The organism is Pseudomonas sp. N-1-13, from assembly GCF_057787095.1.
In genome coordinates this window covers 1218915-1235817 of sequence record NZ_JBYNRI010000001.1, presented here as the reverse complement: position 1 = coordinate 1235817, position 16903 = coordinate 1218915, and the positions used below count along the sequence as shown (strand labels likewise).

The following is a 16903-nucleotide window of genomic DNA, read 5'->3' as shown; positions in this document are numbered from 1 at the left end:
CTATCAAGCCGGCGCCACTACTCCCTCCAGCGGCGCCACCGCGCTCATCCCATCCTTCATCCGCTTGGCATCGCGCACGAAACAGCGCGACGCCAGGAACAGGAACACCATGGTCAGGAACAGCGCCACCGGAATCAGGAACATCGCGTCATGCAAGCCAATGGCCTTGAACGCCTCGGTCATCTGCGAGGCGCCGGTCGCGGCCATGGCCGCATGGGCAAAGTAGTCAGACAAGCCACCTACCACCACCGGCCCCATGCCTCCGCCCAACAGATACAACCCGGCAAAGAACAACGCCATCGCCGTGGCCCGCAGACGCGGTTCGACTACGTCCTGGATCGCCGTGTACACGCACGTATAAAAGGTATAGGCAAACAACCAGCCGACACTGAACACCGCAACGAACACACCAATTTCAATCCGTCCGGCATACAACGCCCAAGCGGTGGTGGCCGTGGAGATCACCAGGCTGAACGCGGCGAATAGCAGGCGTCCGTTGGGCACCCGTTGATGAATCTTGTCGGCAATCCAGCCGCCCAGGGTCAAGCCGAACAGCCCGGTCACGCCCACCATGATCCCGGTGGCAACCGCCGCGTCGTGCAGCGGCATCAGGAAATAGCGCTGTAACATGGGTACCAGGAACGAGTTGCAGGCATAGGTGGCGAAGTTGAAACACAGCCCCGCCAACACCAGCCACAGAAAAGTAGGAATCGCCAGCACCCGACGGATTGGCTTGTCGATTTTTTCCTGGGAGATCTGCACCGCTTCCGCCGCGCCGCGCTTGGGCTCCTTGATGAAAAACATGAACACCGCCAGCACCAACCCCGGCACCGCCGCGATAAAGAACGGCGCGCGCCAGCTGTCGAAGGCCTTGACCATCGCCCCGATGGTGAAGAACGCCAGCAGCAGACCGATCGGCAGGCCGAGCATGAAGATGCCCATGGCCCGCGCCCGACGGTGGGCCGGAAACAGGTCGCCGATCAGCGAGTTGGCCGCTGGCGCGTAACTGGCTTCGCCGATCCCCACGCCCATGCGTACCACCAGAAACGCCCAGAAACTGCCCACCAAGCCATTGACCGCCGTCAGCCCGCTCCAGGTCGCCAGGCCCCAGCCCATCAACTTGCTGCGCGAACCGGTATCGGCCATGCGCCCCAGCGGCAGCCCGGCGATGGCGTAAACGATGGTGAAGGCGGTGCCGATGATGCCGATCTGGAAGTCGCTGAGGCTCCACTCCATACGGATCGGCTCGATGATGATCGCCGGGATGGTGCGGTCAAAGAAGTTGAACAGGTTGGCCAGGAACAGCAGGAACAGAATGCGCCAGGCATTCGCCGCTTGGGTCGAGTTCTGCATGGGTCCGTCTCTTTATTGTTATGGGGCACGGCGAGGCATCCGAACCCGGAGTCTGCAATCTAGACAGCGGCGCGCAGGCTGTCTCCAATCATTCGCATGACTGATACCCGGCCATGGCGGGCGGCGTGTTTAGTGACTATGGTCAATTCCCTGAAGCAATTGACATCATTTTGCCTTATTTCGACTAAAGATCGCCTTCTGATGGCCGATTCAACCTATCAGGAAAGATTTTCCCGAGCGCTGCTCAGGCTGCCCCCCCTGAACGCTTGGGCCGACCTTCGCGCCGTCAAGGACGCGAGCTCCCATCCGCGATGGTTTGATGACAGTGGTCATCGAACCGACCAGTTCAGGCATATGGCGCACAATGACCTCTAAAAAAACAGCCACTGCAGTATCCGATCTTACGTTGAGCCCGGCCGCCAACGGTCCTGAAACCCCGAAGCCGCCGAGGCGCTCACGTTCCCTGTCGACTCAGCAGTATCTGTATTTCACCGAAACCAACACCGACCGCATCCTCGACAACCTCGACGGCCTGCGTGACAGCGTGTTCCCGCGCCCGCCGCACCTGGTGGACGACGAAAGCGAACGCGATCAGCAGGAGTTCCCGTCCGTATGCCTGATCGGCCTGGGTCGCTGTGGCTCCAACATCGCCCTGGACGTAGCCGAGCTGGTGTACAACGCCCGCAAGTTCTACCTCAACGAGTTCAATGCCGAAGACAAGGGCTACAGCGACAAGGGTTACAGCCCGGCGCAGTGGATCCGCAACAATTTGCGCCTGGGCACCAGCAAGGTGAGCAAGCCGGTGTTTTTGGTCGAGCCGTTGGTGATGCTCGGCGACCTGGACAAGGACATCGCCGGACGCATCCGTTTTTCGCGCAAAGGCGAAAAAAGCGGCTTTTTGCGCGACTACAGCAAAATGAAAATCATGGACCTGTCGGAAGTCCATGCCGGCGGCGCCGGTAACGCGCCGATCCTGGGCCAGTACCTGGCCAAGATCATCCTGAACAAGGACACCCAGCGTTTCTCCAGCCCCGACTGGAAAATGATCCACTCGTACCTGATCGACAGCTGCGGCATCAAGGCCAACCAGTCGCGCCTGTACTTCTCGATCTTCAGTGCCGGTGGCGGTACCGGTTCGGGCATGGCCTCGGAGTTCGGCCTGGCTCAGCAGTACTCGTACATGAACAAGACGTTCGACACCAAGCCGATGGACGAACACGACAGCAAGAGCGGTCATTCCTTCGTCTTCGAGCCGATCTTCACCAGCGGCATTTGCGTACTGCCGAATATTTCCGATCACCGCAGCGAAATGTCCGAGGCGCTGCACATCAACGCCGGACGCCTGCTGTGCAAGTACCTGTCGGAAGAATGGGATTTCTCGTACAACTTCGCCAACGAAGACAGCAGCGAAGCCAGCGTGATGGGCCGCATCCGCCCCTGGAACGCGATGATGCTGATCTCCAACGACATCATGCGCTACGCCGAAGAGAGCGATGACGGCAACATCCAGAACATCGATGTCAATGCCATGGAGAAGCACGCCAACCAGTACATCTCCCAGCAGATCTTCAACATCCTGACCGCCCAGGCGGTGACCACCGACTACGACCAGAACTACTTCCGTCGTGCCGGCATCGACATTGGCGAAACCATTCGCCTGGACGCCAACGACCTGTTCATGAGCCTGGCCGGCCCGGTGGCGATTGCCTACGCCGAGTCCGTCGTTCCGGAAACCCCAGCGCCCAGCGGCGACAAGTTCAAGGTGTTCGAGAAGGAGCCGCCGCGCCTGAACATCGACGACCTGTTCTTCCGCTCCATCGACCTGCCGCACTTCAACAAAGTCACCCAGGCCATCGAAGGCATCAGCCTGTTGCCGATCGAATCCAAGCGCTACCGCGCCTCGCTGGAGCAGTACAAGAATTCCGGCTACGACGCCGCGGCCCTGCATGACCTGCACTTCTTCAAGAACTGCTCGTCGGTGGTGTCGATCGTCTCGTTGCCCAAGGACTACAAGCTGTCCTACATGGACCTGAACCGGCTCAAGACCCACCTCAACAGCCTGTTCCCCAACACCACCCTCAAGCGTTACGCGCTGGTGATCGGTGCCTCGGCCAACCTGTCGCTGACCACCCTGATCGCCAAGAGCCCCTGCCTGTCGGATGACTTCCTGACCCTGATCGTGGCGTTCATCAAGCGCTGTTTTGCCCGCACCCCGTATCGCTTCGATGACACCCTGGACAACTCGATCCTGGACTTCATCATCAACGAAGACTTCGACGAAGAGCGCATCGACGATCTGCTCAACGAGTTCGAAAACCCGGCGAAGATCCTCGACACCAACTGGTACGCGATCAAGCCGATGTACGAGAAGAAATACCGCGAGCTGATCAGCGACAAAGACAAGTTTGTCTCGATCAATGACATCCGCCTGTCCCGCGACTGCGTGAAAAAGGCGATCAAGTATTTGCGTGAGATCTACCGTCACCGCATCGGCAAGACCAAGGTTATTTCCCTGAATAACCATACGGGCAAGACTTATTGAGGCAGGCGCAGGACCGCGTCGCGCCAATCGCGAGCAGGCTCGCTCCCACATTAATCGCGTTCTTTCTGAGAAACGCGGTTCACTGTGGGAGCGAGCCTGCTCGCGATTGGCGGCCTTACCACAACACAAAATCAACATTCAGAAACAATTAAGCAGCCCAACGGCTGCCCAATAAACTGTTCCCGTTACGTATACGTCACCCTCCGCTGTGGCGTTTCACCACGGCAGGATGCCATCACGCTACTCACCTACACACTTTTACTCCGCAGAAAATACGAACCAACTTGGTGCAGACATCAAACCGATGCCCTTTCCTGGACCATAATCCACGGTGAAACCACCACCGCCCATAGCTGCGGATCGCGTTCGAAAAAGTCCAGCGCCCGCGTTTCAGACAGCTTGGCCACCTGGTCGGCAGCCAGCCAGGCGGCGACTTTGGTACCTTCGTCCTGGGCAACGGCCTCGGCCGCGGCGATCAGATCCAGGGCCGGGTCGACCCACAATAGGGCACCCTTGGCAAAGAACGGCTCCAGCTCCTTCCAGGTGATGGATGCGGTTTCACCAAGCAGTTTGGCATAGAGGGTGCTAGGTTCTTGATTCATGGGAGCTGTCCGGAAAAGAAATCGGCGCGAATGATAACGTCGGTGGTCTGGCAGAAAAACCCGGTAGCAATTGGAGTACCGATTGGAAAGCGCAGGAAAGCCAGGGATTGCCGATTTGTCCGGACGAACCCCGCCGCCATTCTGTCTTTTTCTTTCAATTAAGCGACACCCTCAGGTTTTGCCCCCAAGCGCCAGCTTCCCTTGCCAACAATCGGCGCTCTACACTGTACCGGTACAGTTGCCGGGGGCATTTTCCGCGAGGATATCGAAGATATCTGACCCGGTTCTGCTGCTTCGGCGCCAGGACTATAAAAACTACAACAGCATGAGTGGAGCACTATGACTAAGGCTACTAAGCAGATTTCCAAACTGTTTGCCGCTATGGTTCTGGCCGGGGTTGCCAGCCATTCGTTCGCCGCCGACACCATCAAGATCGGCATCGCCGGCCCAAAGACCGGCCCCGTAGCCCAATACGGCGACATGCAATTCAGTGGCTCCAAAATGGCCATCGAGCAGATCAACGCCAAGGGCGGCGTCAACGGCAAGCAACTGGTTGCCGTTGAATACGATGACGCCTGTGATCCAAAACAAGCGGTCGCGGTGGCGAACAAAGTCGTCAACGACGGCGTCAAGTTCGTGGTCGGCCACCTGTGCTCCAGCTCCACCCAACCGGCTTCGGACATCTATGAAGACGAAGGCGTGATCATGATCACGCCAGCCGCTACCAGCCCGGACATCACCGCTCGCGGCTACAAGATGATCTTCCGCACCATCGGCCTGGACAGCGCCCAGGGCCCTGCCGCCGGTAACTACATTGCCGACCACGTCAAGCCGAAAGTCGTTGCGGTCCTGCACGACAAGCAGCAATACGGCGAAGGTATCGCCAGTGCCGTGAAAACGACCCTTGAGAAGAAAGGCGTGAAAGTCGCCGTGTTCGAAGGCGTGAACGCCGGCGACAAAGACTTCTCCTCGATGATCGCCAAGCTTAAGCAAGCCAACGTCGACTTCGTCTACTACGGCGGCTACCACCCGGAGCTGGGCCTGATCCTGCGTCAATCCCAGGAAAAAGGCCTGAACGCCAAGTTCATGGGTCCGGAAGGCGTGGGTAACGACTCGATCTCGCAGATCGCCAAGGAAGCTTCCGAAGGTTTGCTGGTGACCCTGCCGAAATCCTTCGACCAGGATCCGGCCAACATCGCCCTGGCTGACGCGTTCAAAGCCAAGAAGGAAGACCCGAGCGGTCCGTTCGTGTTCCCGTCCTACTCGGCCGTTCAAGTGATTGCCCAGGCCATCACCGAAACCAAGAGCGAAGACCCGGAAAAAGTGGCTGAAGCCATCCACGCCGGTACTTTCAAGACTCCGACCGGTGACCTGAGCTTCGACGACAAGGGCGACCTGAAGGACTTCAAGTTTGTGGTTTACCAGTGGCATTTCGGCAAACCTAAAACCGAAGCTTCGCCTCAGTAAGGCCTGGCCTGACTGACTGCCAATAAAGCCCACGGCGTGCCGTGGGCTTTGTTTTAAATGTATTGGGCCGCGCTGGCGTGATCCGCCAGTCTCCCCACCTGAAAATCTCAAAACCGTCATCAGCGGTTCGCTGGCAAACCTCGTGCTCGAAGTGGATGCAGATCCACGGGGCCGGGCGGGAAAATGACTCCACCAGTGAAATGCGTATCAGGTTTTTAGGAGCGCTGTAATGCCTGACATCTATCACTTCTTCCAACAGCTGGTTAACGGCCTGACCGTTGGCAGCACGTATGCCCTGATCGCCATCGGCTATACGATGGTTTACGGCATCATTGGAATGATCAACTTCGCCCACGGCGAGGTGTACATGATCGGCTCCTACGTGGCGTTCATCGCCATCGCCGGGCTGGCCATGATGGGACTCGACAGTGTCCCGCTGTTAATGACCGCGGCGTTCATCGCGAGCATCGTGGTGACCAGTTCCTATGGCTACAGCATCGAACGGATCGCCTACCGCCCCTTGCGCGGCAGCAACCGTCTGATCCCGCTGATTTCGGCCATCGGCATGTCGATCTTCCTGCAGAACACCGTTCTGCTGTCGCAAGACTCCAAGGACAAATCCATTCCCAACCTGATTCCGGGTAACTTTACCTTCGGACCAGGGGGGGCACAGGAAGTGCTGATTTCCTACATGCAAATCGTTGTGTTCGTGGTGACCCTGGTCGCCATGCTCGGCCTGACGCTGTTCATCTCCCGTTCCCGCCTGGGCCGCGCCTGCCGTGCCTGCGCCGAGGACATCAAGATGGCCAACCTGCTGGGCATCAACACCAACAACATCATTGCCCTGACCTTCGTCATCGGCGCGGCCCTGGCGGCCATCGCCGCCGTGCTGCTGAGCATGCAATACGGTGTGATCAACCCCAACGCCGGTTTCCTCGTGGGCCTGAAGGCCTTCACCGCCGCGGTACTGGGCGGCATCGGCAGCATCCCCGGAGCCATGCTCGGCGGGCTGGTGCTGGGCGTGGCGGAAGCCTTTGGTGCCGACATCTTCGGCGATCAATACAAGGACGTCGTGGCGTTCGGCTTGTTGGTTCTGGTGCTGCTGTTCCGGCCGACCGGCATCCTGGGCCGTCCGGAGGTTGAGAAGGTATGACTAAACATCTTAAATCGGCGCTCTTCAGCGCGCTGTTGGTCTGGGCGGTCGCGTACCCGGTACTCGGCCTGAAACTGACCATCGTGGGCATCGATCTTGAAGTGCACGGCACCAGCCCCGCCATCCTGGCGACCATCGCCGCGTGTTCGGTGCTGATGTTCCTGCGGGTGCTGTTCAGCACGCAGATCAGCGCCGCCTGGAAGGCCTCGCCCGGCCTGCCGATAGTCCCGGCCAAGGCCAGCAACTTCCTGACCCTGCCGACTACCCAGCGCTGGATCATCCTGGCCCTGATCGTCATCGCGTTGGTCTGGCCGTTTTTCGGCTCTCGCGGTGCGGTGGACATCGCCACCCTGATCCTGATCTACGTGATGCTGGGCCTGGGCCTGAACATCGTGGTAGGGCTGGCCGGTCTGCTGGACCTGGGTTACGTCGGCTTCTATGCCGTCGGCGCCTACAGCTACGCGCTGCTGTCCCATTACTTCGGCTTGAGCTTCTGGATCTGCCTGCCAATTGCCGGGATGATGGCCGCCACCTTCGGTTTCCTGCTGGGTTTCCCGGTGCTGCGCTTGCGCGGTGACTACCTGGCAATCGTGACCCTGGGTTTCGGCGAGATCATCCGTCTGTTCCTGCGCAACCTGACCGACATCACCGGCGGCCCGAACGGCATCAGCAATATCGAGAAGCCGACGTTCTTCGGCCTGACCTTCGAACGCAAAGCCGCCGAAGGTCTGCAGACCTTCCACGAGTACTTCGGACTGCCCTACAACTCGATCAACAAGGTGATTTTCCTCTACCTGGTTGCGCTGTTGCTGGCCCTGGCTGCGCTGTTCGTCATCAACCGCCTGCTGCGCATGCCTATCGGCCGTGCGTGGGAAGCGCTGCGTGAAGACGAGATCGCCTGCCGTGCCCTGGGTCTGAACCCGACCGTGATCAAGCTTTCGGCTTTCACCCTCGGTGCCGCCTTCGCCGGTTTCGCCGGTAGCTTCTTTGCTGCCCGTCAGGGCCTGGTGACGCCGGAATCCTTCACCTTCATCGAGTCGGCGATCATCCTCGCCATCGTGGTGCTGGGTGGGATGGGCTCGCAGCTGGGTGTGATCCTGGCGGCAATCGTGATGATCCTGTTGCCTGAAATGATGCGTGAATTCAGCGAATACCGCATGTTGATGTTCGGCGCCTTGATGGTGCTGATGATGATCTGGCGTCCTCAAGGTCTGCTGCCTATGCAACGCCCGCACATGGAGCTGCGCAAATGAGCCGCGAGATCCTGAAAGTCGAAAACTTGAGCATGCGCTTCGGCGGCTTGCTGGCGGTCAATGGCGTGGCCCTGACCGTGAAAGAGAAACAGGTCGTTGCATTGATCGGGCCGAACGGCGCGGGCAAGACCACCGTGTTCAACTGCCTGACCGGCTTCTATCAGCCTACCGGCGGCACCATCCTGCTGGACGGCGAGCCGATCCAGGGCCTGCCTGGTCACCACATCGCCCGCAAGGGTGTGGTGCGCACCTTCCAGAACGTGCGGCTGTTCAAGGACATGACGGCGGTCGAGAACCTGTTGATCGCCCAGCATCGTCACCTGAACACCAACTTCTTTGCCGGTCTGTTCAAGACCCCGGCGTTCCGCAAGAGCGAACGCGAGGCCATGGAGTTCGCCGAGTACTGGCTGGAGAAGGTCAATCTCAAGGAGTTCGCCAACCGTACCGCCGGCACCCTGGCCTACGGCCAGCAACGGCGCCTGGAAATCGCCCGCTGCATGATGACCCGCCCGCGGATCCTCATGCTCGACGAACCGGCCGCCGGCCTGAACCCGAAGGAAACCGAAGACCTCAAAGCGCTGATCGGCGTGCTGCGCGAGGAGCACGATGTCACCGTGTTGCTGATCGAGCACGACATGAAGCTGGTCATGAGCATTTCCGACCATATCGTCGTGATCAACCAGGGCACGCCGCTGGCCGACGGTTCGCCGGAACAGATCCGCGACAATCCTGAAGTGATCAAAGCCTACCTGGGGGAAGCGTAAATGCTGCAGTTCGAAAACGTTTCCACCTTCTATGGCAAGATCCAGGCCCTGCACAGCGTCAACGTCGAAGTCCGCCAGGGCGAAATCGTGACGCTGATCGGTGCCAACGGTGCCGGCAAATCCACCCTGCTGATGACGCTCTGCGGTTCGCCCCAGGCCCACAGTGGCAGCATCCGCTACATGGGTGAGGAACTGGTGGGCCAGGACTCTTCGCAGATCATGCGCAAGAGCATCGCCGTGGTGCCGGAGGGCCGTCGGGTATTTGCCCGACTGACCGTGGAAGAAAACCTCGCCATGGGCGGTTTTTTCACCGAAAAGGGTGATTTTCAGGAGCAGATGGACAAGGTGCTGCACCTTTTCCCCCGCCTGAAAGAACGCTTTAGCCAGCGCGGCGGCACCATGTCCGGCGGCGAACAGCAAATGCTCGCCATCGGCCGTGCGCTGATGAGCAAGCCCAAGTTGTTGCTGCTCGACGAACCGTCCCTGGGCCTGGCGCCGATCATCATCCAGCAGATCTTCGACATCATCGAACAACTGCGCAAGGATGGCGTGACGGTATTCCTGGTGGAGCAGAACGCCAACCAGGCGCTGAAAATCGCTGACCGGGCGTACGTGCTGGAGAACGGCCGCGTGGTGATGCAAGGCACGGGTGAAGCGCTGTTGACCGACCCGAAAGTACGCGAGGCGTATCTGGGCGGTTGAGTCTGTTGCTGCATGAGAAAACGGCCTTCGGGCCGTTTTTTTGCCCAGTTCTCAGGTGAATGCTGTTGTGGCGAGGGGATTTATCCCCGCTGGGCTGCGAAGCAGCCCCTAAGGCAGGCAACTCAATCTTCCTGACTCACTGTGGAGCTGGTTTTAGGACTGCTTCGCAGCCCAACGGGGCGGTGCGACGTTTCGCTAAATCCCCTCGCCACAATGGATTTCGAAACAAACAAAAAAAATCGAGAACCTGCTGTAACGCATTCCTCCACCCCCTCTCTAGTTCAACAGACCGGCGCTAACGCCGGTTCATTTCCTGAAACTGGAGAATCATCATGACTGCTTCGACCCGCACCCTGTCCGCCGCCGCCCTGGCCCTGGCACTTGGCTCTGCCTTGAGCATGACAGGCGTCTCGACTGTCCATGCCGCCGACGACACCATGGAAAAATGCTTCGGTGTCGCCCTCAAAGGCAAGAACGACTGCGCCGCCGGCGCTGGCACCACCTGTGCCGGCACCGCGAAAATGGACTATCAGGCCAACGCCTGGAAATCGGTCCCCAAGGGCACCTGCACCACCCTCAAAAGCGAAACCTCGCCCACCGGCTTCGGCCAGCTTGAAGCCTATAAAGCCAAGTCCTGATCGCACCGCCTGAGGCCTGCCGCCATGTCGAACACCGCTTCCCTCGCCTTCGATACCCGGCTACCGCCGCGGGCGGGGCTGGGGCTCAAGACCGAGCATTTTCGTGAAGTGCTCCAGACCCGACCGGATCTGGGTTTCTTCGAAGTGCACGCGGAAAACTACATGGTGGCCGGCGGGCCGTTTCATCACTTCCTGGGGCGGATACGCGAACAGTATCCGCTGTCACTGCACGGCGTCGGCCTGTCGATCGGTGGAGAGGGGCCGCTGGATGTTGCGCATTTGCAGCGCCTGGCCACACTGATCGAACGCTATCAGCCCCAGTCTTTTTCCGAACACCTGGCCTGGTCCAGCCATGGCCCGGTGTTTCTCAACGATCTGCTGCCCCTGGCCTACGATGAAACGACGCTCAGGCGCGTCTGCGAACACGTCGATCAGGTCCAGTCCAGCCTCAAATGCACACTGCTGCTGGAAAACCCGGCCACTTATCTGGCGTTCGAGGACTCGACCCTCGACGAGCCTGACTTCATCAGTGAAGTCATCCGTCGCACCGGCTGCGGACTGCTGCTGGATGTGAACAACGTCTACGTTTCGTGCATCAACCATTGCCGTGATCCCCAGGCTTACCTCGACGCACTGCCCCTGCAGGCCACCGGCGAAATTCATCTGGCCGGGTTTGCCGAAGACTCCGACAGCCTGGGCGAGCGTTTGCTGATCGATGACCACGGTGCGCCAATCGATAACGAGGTCTGGCGCTTGTATCGCACGGTACTGGCGCGGACCGGGCCAGTCGCCACGCTGATCGAGCGCGACAACCGCATCCCGGCGTTGGCAGTGCTGTTGGCCGAAGCCGGTCAGGCCGACCAACTATTAAACGCCGCCAGGGTCCAGCCATGAGCCGCTACAGCGAATTCGCCGCCGCCCTGCTCGACCCGCGCAAAGCTTGTCCGCAGGGTTTGACCTGCGCCACCGGCGCCGATCCAGAGAGCCGGTTCGCGGTGTATCGCAACAACGTGCTCAGCTCATTGATCAACGCCCTGGCCGACAACTATCCGGTGGTGGCACAACTGGTGGGCGAGGAGTTCTTCGGCGCGATGGCCGGAATGTACGCCCAGTGCGCCGCACCGCGAAGCCCAGTCATGAGTGACTACGGTGCTGACTTTGCCGGGTTCATCGAACATTTCGAACCCGCCGCCAGCGTGCCGTATCTGGCGGATGTCGCCCGACTGGAGCGCCTGCAGGTGCAAGCCTGGCACGCCGCCGACGCCCGGCCCATGGATGCAGAACAGGTCATGCAAGTGCTGTCATCGCCGGCATCCCATGATCATCTGAGGGTCGGTCTTCACCCGTCACTGCACCTGTTGCAATCGCCCTTCGCCGTGGTGGCGATCTGGGCCGCCCATCAGCAAGAGCCCGTCATGCCGGTCGACCCCTTCACGCCGCAATGCGCCCTGGTGCTGCGCAACAATCTGGACGTGGAGGTGTTTGCGATCAGTCCCAGCGCCCATGATTTCATCAAGGACCTGCTGCAAGGTTGTTTCCTGGGCGCGGCCATTGATGCTGCAACCAGGCGCGACAGCGATCTGGAACTGGAGCACACCCTGGCGCAGCTCATCAGCCATCAAGCCGTCACCCATCTGTTAGCCGAGCAGGTATTGCCATGAACGCCCTGATCACTCGCTCCATTGAATGGCTGGATAAAATCCCTCACAGCCTGATCGCCTTCGTTGGGCGCTTTTGCATCGCGGCGGTGTTCTGGAAATCCGGCCAGACCAAAATCGAAGGCCTGGCCATAGACCTGATCGACGGCACCTTCCAGCTCGGCCTGCCGCGACTGGCCGATTCGACCATTCCCCTGTTCAAAAGCGAATACGCCTTGCCGCTGTTGTCGCCAGAACTGGCAGCGCATCTGGCGGCAGCGGCCGAGCATGTGTTCCCGACCCTGATCCTGTTTGGCCTGGCGACACGCTTCTCGGCCCTGGCCCTGCTGGGCATGACCTTGACCATTCAACTGTTCGTCTACCCCGACGCCTATCCGACCCATGGCACCTGGGCGGCGGTACTGCTTTATCTGATGGCGCGCGGGCCGGGCAAGCTGTCGCTCGACCACCTGATCGCCAGGCACTACGCTCGCTGATCAAGATCGGGACTCCTGTGGGAGCGAGCCTGCTCGCGATAGCAGTGTCAGCTTCAGCACAATTGTTGCCTGACCCACCGCTATCGCGAGCAGGCTCGCTCCCACAAGGTTCGTGTGATGCCTTGCTATCGCTGAAGCCGATCCAGCGCCTCGCCACTGCGCTTGAACCAGTCGATCAGATAATCGGCCAGCACCTGGGTGCGCTTGGGCAAGCCGCCCTGGTACGGGTGCACGAGGTACATCGGCATGCGACGGGTCTGAAAATCCCTGAGTAACCAGCGCAAACGTCCGTCAGCCAATTCCTCATGCAACAGATAGGACGGCAACCGGGCGATCCCGGCGTTGGCCAGGGCGGCTTTTTTCAGCAGGCTGTAGTGATTGCTGGCGAACGGTCCCGATACCCGCACCCGCAACAATTCGTGTTGCTGGTGATAGAGCCATTCTTCGCGGCCGCTGTAATGACTGTTGAGCAGGCAACGATGTTCGACCAGGCCCTGGGGCGTCAGGGGTTCGCCGTAGTGTTCGAGGTAGGCCGGGCTGGCGCAGGTCAGCTCATGCCAGGCCAGCAGCGGACGCGCCACCAGGCGCTCATCGAGGGTAGCGTCGGAGCGGATCGCCAGGTCGAAACCATCACGGGACAGATCCCGGTAGCCATTGTTGAGTTCCAGTTCAATCTGCACGTCGGGGTAGCGCTGGGCGAACTCCGTCAGCAAACCCTCAAAGAAGGTTTCGCCCAACGACACCGGAACCGTCATACGCACCGGCCCGGAAATGTCATCCTTCAGGCGAGCCAGGGCCTGACGCGCCCTTTGCACCTGCACCAACAACGCCTGGGCCTGGGGCAATAACGCCGCCCCCGCTGCCGTGAGACTCAAGCGTCGCGTGGTGCGCTGTAGCAACACCACCGAAAACCGACTCTCCAGCAGGCTGATGCGCTTGGACAACTGGCCCTTGCTGCAGCCCAATTGCTGGGCCGCCAGGGTGAAACTACCGGCCTCGATCAACACGGCGAACGCCGCCAGGTCGTCCATTTCGCTCATCGGATTGTTTCCAATTGAAAACCAAAGGTTGCCTATTACCACGATTATCAAGAGAAAGAACCTCTCTAGACTGCAATCTCATCCAGCCCATTGAGGAACAGCTAATGAAAATCCTGTTGATCGGCGCCAGCGGCACCATCGGTTCGGCCATTGATAAAGAACTGTCGCCGCGTCACGAGATTGTCCGCATCGGCCGTCACAGCGGCGACCTGCACGTGGATATCAGTGACAGCTCTTCGATCCGTGCCCTGTTCGAGAAAACCGGTCGCTTCGATGCACTGGTCTGCGCCGCGGGCAACGTCACCTTTGCGCCCTTGGACGAGATGACGCAGGACAGCTTCGCCCTGGGTTTGAAAGACAAACTGATGGGCCAGGTCAACCTGCTGCTGATCGGCCGCGAATTCGCCAATGACGGTGCGTCCTTCACCTTCACCACTGGCGTGCTCAGCCACGATCCGATCAGAAGCGGTGCGTCGGCGGCGCTGGTCAACGGTGCCCTGGACAGTTTCGTGCGTGCCGCGGCAATCGAATTGCCCCGGGGCTTGCGGGTCAACTCGGTGAGTCCGAACGTGCTGCTCGAAGCCATGGACAACTATGCCCCGTACTTCCGTGGCTATAAGCCGGTACCAGCCGCCGATGTCGCATTGGCCTACGCCAAGAGTGTCGAAGGCCTGCAGACTGGCCAGACCTTTCACGTCGGTTGACCTCTTGTGATGCAGGATCAGTCTGCGTAACGTGGCGGCACTTGTCTGGAGACTCAATGATGCGTGCCGCCCGTTCCCTGCTGTTTGTCGCCCTCCTGCCGCTTTTCGCCGGCTGCCAGTTGCTCGACGCTCCACCCCAGAGCGTTTCCCATGCCGGCCAGATGCGCATGCAGGGCGAACTTACGGCGGCCGATGGCAAGCTGGTGTTCCAGCCCTGCCAGGAGCAGCGTCGCTACATCGTCAACGACAGCGGCGGCACCAGCGTACTGCAACAGGCCGCCAGCCTGGCCGATGATCAGGGCAGACTGTTTGCCGATGTGCGCGGCCATATCGTCACCAGCGCAGCGGCCGGTACCGACAGCCAGTTGAATCTTGAGCAGCTGTATCGCCTGGAGCGTTCGGGCAGCGCTTGCGACGACGCCGACTTCAAGCGGCTGCTCCTGCGCGCCACCGGCCATGGCCCCGAGTGGAATCTGAACGCCAGCGGCAAAGGCCTGGTGCTCGAACGTGAGGGCCAGCCGCCTCTGGCAGTGCCTTTCGTTGAAGAACAACTGGGCGATGGCCGCTTCAATCTCGGCACCGAAGCCAACGGCCAGAAGGTCGAGCTTTGGGTCACTCCCCAGCGCTGCGTCGACAGCGTGACCGGCAGCGTGCAGCACATGAGTGCCGAGCTGCGGGTCAACGGTCAGGTCCAGCGCGGATGCGCTTACTTCGGCGGTGCGCGTAACGACTGATTCGAAGTTTTTTGGCTTATAATCGCCGGCTCACGCCCTGGCGCAGTTGTGCGTCCCGCGAACCGGATCCTGTCATGTTACGAATCACCGAACTCAAGCTGCCGATCGACCATCCCGAAGAAGACCTGCGCCCAGCCATCGTGCAGCGCCTGGGCATCGCCAGCGATGACCTGCTCGACTTCACCCTGTTCAAACGCAGCTACGACGCGCGTAAGAAGTCCTCCGAACTGTGCTTCATCTACACCATCGACCTGACGGTGCGCGATGAAGCCGGCTTGCTGCGCAAGTTCGCCGATGACCGTAACGTCAACCAGGCGCCGGATGTCAGTTATAAAGTGGTGGGCCAGGCACCGGCTGACCTGAGCGAACGGCCGATCGTGGTCGGCTTCGGCCCGTGTGGGATCTTCGCCGCCATGTTGCTGGCACAGATGGGCTTCAAACCGATCATCCTCGAGCGCGGCCCCGAAGTGCGGCAGCGCACCAAGGACACCTGGGGCCTGTGGCGCAAAAGCGTGCTCAACCCCGAATCCAACGTGCAGTTCGGCGAAGGCGGTGCGGGGACGTTCTCCGACGGCAAGCTCTACAGCCAGATCAAGGATCCCAAGTTCCTGGGTCGCAAAGTCCTGCACGAATTCGTCAAGGCCGGCGCGCCGGAAGAAATCCTCTACGTCAGCAAGCCGCACATCGGTACGTTCCGTCTGACAGGCGTCGTGGAAAACATGCGTGAGCAGATTCGCGCCCTGGGCGGCGAAGTTCGCTTCCAGCAGCGGGTCACGGATGTGTTGATCGAGGACGGCCAGTTGGTCGGTGTTGAACTGGCCAGTGGCGAACGTATTCATTCAAAACATGTGATTCTGGCCCTGGGCCACAGCGCCCGGGACACGTTCCGCATGCTCCACGGCCGCGGCGTGTACATGGAAGCCAAGCCGTTCTCGGTGGGTTTCCGCATCGAACACCCGCAATCGCTGATCGACAGCGCGCGCCTGGGCAAATATGCCGGCCACCCGAAGCTTGGCGCCGCCGATTACAAACTGGTGCACCACGCCAAGAACGGTCGCTCGGTGTACAGCTTCTGCATGTGCCCGGGCGGCACCGTAGTGGCGGCCACCTCCGAGCCGAACCGCGTCGTGACCAACGGCATGAGCCAGTATTCACGTAACGAGCGCAACGCCAACTCCGGCATCGTGGTGGGCATTACGCCTGAAGTGGATTACCCGGGCGGCCCCTTGGCGGGCATCGAATTGCAGGAGCGTCTGGAATCCCACGCTTTCGTGCTCGGTGGCAGCAACTACGAAGCCCCGGCACAACTGGTGGGCGATTTCATTGCCGGCAAACCGTCTACGGCGCTGGGCAGCGTCGAGCCGTCCTACAAACCGGGAGTGTCTTTGGGCGACCTGGCCTTGGCCCTGCCCGACTTCGCCATCGAAGCCATCCGTGAAGCCCTGCCGGCGTTCGAAAAGCAGATTCGCGGCTACTCGCTGCATGACGCCGTGCTGACCGGCATTGAAACCCGCACCTCGTCGCCGCTGCGCATCACCCGCGACGAAACGTTGCAAAGCCTGAACGTCAAGGGCTTGTTCCCGGCTGGTGAAGGCGCCGGCTACGCGGGCGGGATTCTCTCGGCGGGCGTGGACGGAATCCGGATTGCCGAGGCGGTGGCGCGGGATATCCTGGGCCTCAAGGCCTGACCCCTACCCACTGCGGGAGAAGCTTTGTGGGAGCTGGGCTTGCCCGCGATGCAGGCAGCTCGGTCTATCAGGTGAACCGAGGTGATGCTATCGCGGGCAAGCCCAGCTCCCACACAAGCTCGCTGCCAC

At 60.4% G+C, this 16903-nt stretch carries 16 protein-coding genes; 13 read left to right on the top strand and 3 right to left on the bottom strand.

Annotation, left to right across the window (positions count from 1 at the left end):
* Positions 1-3 precede the first annotated feature (3 nt).
* A complete protein-coding gene (locus AC3I65_RS05695; RefSeq protein WP_047228383.1) occupies positions 4-1353 on the bottom strand; it encodes a spinster family MFS transporter in 1350 nt (449 codons plus the stop codon).
* A gap of 364 nt (positions 1354-1717) precedes the next feature.
* On the opposite strand from AC3I65_RS05695, the gene AC3I65_RS05690 reads away from it, so the two are divergent.
* A complete protein-coding gene (locus tag AC3I65_RS05690; RefSeq protein ID WP_047228435.1) occupies positions 1718-3895 on the top strand; it encodes a hypothetical protein in 2178 nt (725 codons plus the stop codon).
* A gap of 296 nt (positions 3896-4191) precedes the next feature.
* Here the strand turns inward: AC3I65_RS05690 and AC3I65_RS05685 are convergent, their stop codons facing one another.
* Entirely contained in the window at positions 4192-4497 is a 306-nt protein-coding gene (locus AC3I65_RS05685; protein ID WP_173407312.1) for a DUF2288 domain-containing protein, read from the bottom strand.
* Between the two features lie 339 nt (positions 4498-4836).
* Here AC3I65_RS05685 and AC3I65_RS05680 point away from each other — a divergent pair, with 339 nt between their 5' ends.
* From AC3I65_RS05680 to AC3I65_RS05640, 9 genes are all read left to right on the top strand, one after another.
* Positions 4837-5964: a branched-chain amino acid ABC transporter substrate-binding protein gene (locus AC3I65_RS05680; protein ID WP_047228385.1), complete on the top strand. Its 1128-nt coding sequence runs from the start codon at positions 4837-4839 to the stop codon at positions 5962-5964.
* A 229-nt stretch (positions 5965-6193) separates the two neighbouring features.
* Positions 6194-7117 carry a high-affinity branched-chain amino acid ABC transporter permease LivH gene (livH, locus tag AC3I65_RS05675; protein WP_047228386.1) on the top strand — a complete coding sequence of 308 codons (924 nt, stop codon included), beginning with the start codon at positions 6194-6196 and terminating at the stop codon, positions 7115-7117.
* Positions 7114-8370, top strand: coding sequence for a high-affinity branched-chain amino acid ABC transporter permease LivM (locus tag AC3I65_RS05670; RefSeq protein WP_047228387.1), 1257 nt, complete (start codon positions 7114-7116; stop codon positions 8368-8370). The genes livH and AC3I65_RS05670 overlap by 4 nt, the downstream gene beginning before the upstream one ends.
* A complete protein-coding gene (gene livG / locus AC3I65_RS05665; RefSeq protein WP_047228388.1) occupies positions 8367-9134 on the top strand; it encodes a high-affinity branched-chain amino acid ABC transporter ATP-binding protein LivG in 768 nt (255 codons plus the stop codon). The genes AC3I65_RS05670 and livG overlap by 4 nt, the downstream gene beginning before the upstream one ends.
* Positions 9135-9836 carry an ABC transporter ATP-binding protein gene (locus AC3I65_RS05660; protein WP_047228389.1) on the top strand — a complete coding sequence of 234 codons (702 nt, stop codon included), beginning with the start codon at positions 9135-9137 and terminating at the stop codon, positions 9834-9836.
* 332 nt (positions 9837-10168) lie between these two features.
* Complete coding sequence (locus AC3I65_RS05655; RefSeq protein ID WP_047228390.1) at positions 10169-10474, top strand: BufA1 family periplasmic bufferin-type metallophore; 306 nt, start codon at positions 10169-10171, stop codon at positions 10472-10474.
* Positions 10475-10498: 24 nt separating this feature from the next.
* Complete coding sequence (gene bufB, locus AC3I65_RS05650) at positions 10499-11368, top strand: MNIO family bufferin maturase (protein ID WP_488523538.1); 870 nt, start codon at positions 10499-10501, stop codon at positions 11366-11368.
* On the top strand, positions 11365-12135 hold the full coding sequence (locus AC3I65_RS05645; protein ID WP_488523537.1) for an HvfC/BufC N-terminal domain-containing protein: 771 nt from the start codon (positions 11365-11367) through the stop codon (positions 12133-12135). The genes bufB and AC3I65_RS05645 overlap by 4 nt, the downstream gene beginning before the upstream one ends.
* Positions 12132-12608 (top strand): DoxX family protein, encoded by a 477-nt coding sequence (locus tag AC3I65_RS05640; protein WP_047228393.1) that lies wholly within the window; start codon positions 12132-12134, stop codon positions 12606-12608. Before AC3I65_RS05645 ends, AC3I65_RS05640 begins: the two co-directional genes overlap by 4 nt.
* Before the next feature lie 125 nt (positions 12609-12733).
* On the opposite strand, the gene AC3I65_RS05635 is transcribed toward AC3I65_RS05640, so the two are convergent.
* Complete coding sequence (locus AC3I65_RS05635) at positions 12734-13648, bottom strand: LysR family transcriptional regulator (RefSeq protein WP_488523536.1); 915 nt, start codon at positions 13646-13648, stop codon at positions 12734-12736.
* Between the two features lie 104 nt (positions 13649-13752).
* On the opposite strand from AC3I65_RS05635, the gene AC3I65_RS05630 reads away from it, so the two are divergent.
* The 3 genes from AC3I65_RS05630 to AC3I65_RS05620 all read left to right on the top strand — a co-directional run bounded on the left by AC3I65_RS05630 (position 13753) and on the right by AC3I65_RS05620 (position 16774).
* Positions 13753-14352 (top strand): short chain dehydrogenase, encoded by a 600-nt coding sequence (locus AC3I65_RS05630; protein ID WP_173407314.1) that lies wholly within the window; start codon positions 13753-13755, stop codon positions 14350-14352.
* Positions 14353-14411: 59 nt separating this feature from the next.
* Entirely contained in the window at positions 14412-15086 is a 675-nt protein-coding gene (locus tag AC3I65_RS05625; protein ID WP_488523535.1) for a COG3650 family protein, read from the top strand.
* Between the two features lie 74 nt (positions 15087-15160).
* Positions 15161-16774: an NAD(P)/FAD-dependent oxidoreductase gene (locus tag AC3I65_RS05620; protein ID WP_047228396.1), complete on the top strand. Its 1614-nt coding sequence runs from the start codon at positions 15161-15163 to the stop codon at positions 16772-16774.
* Positions 16775-16903 lie beyond the last annotated feature (129 nt).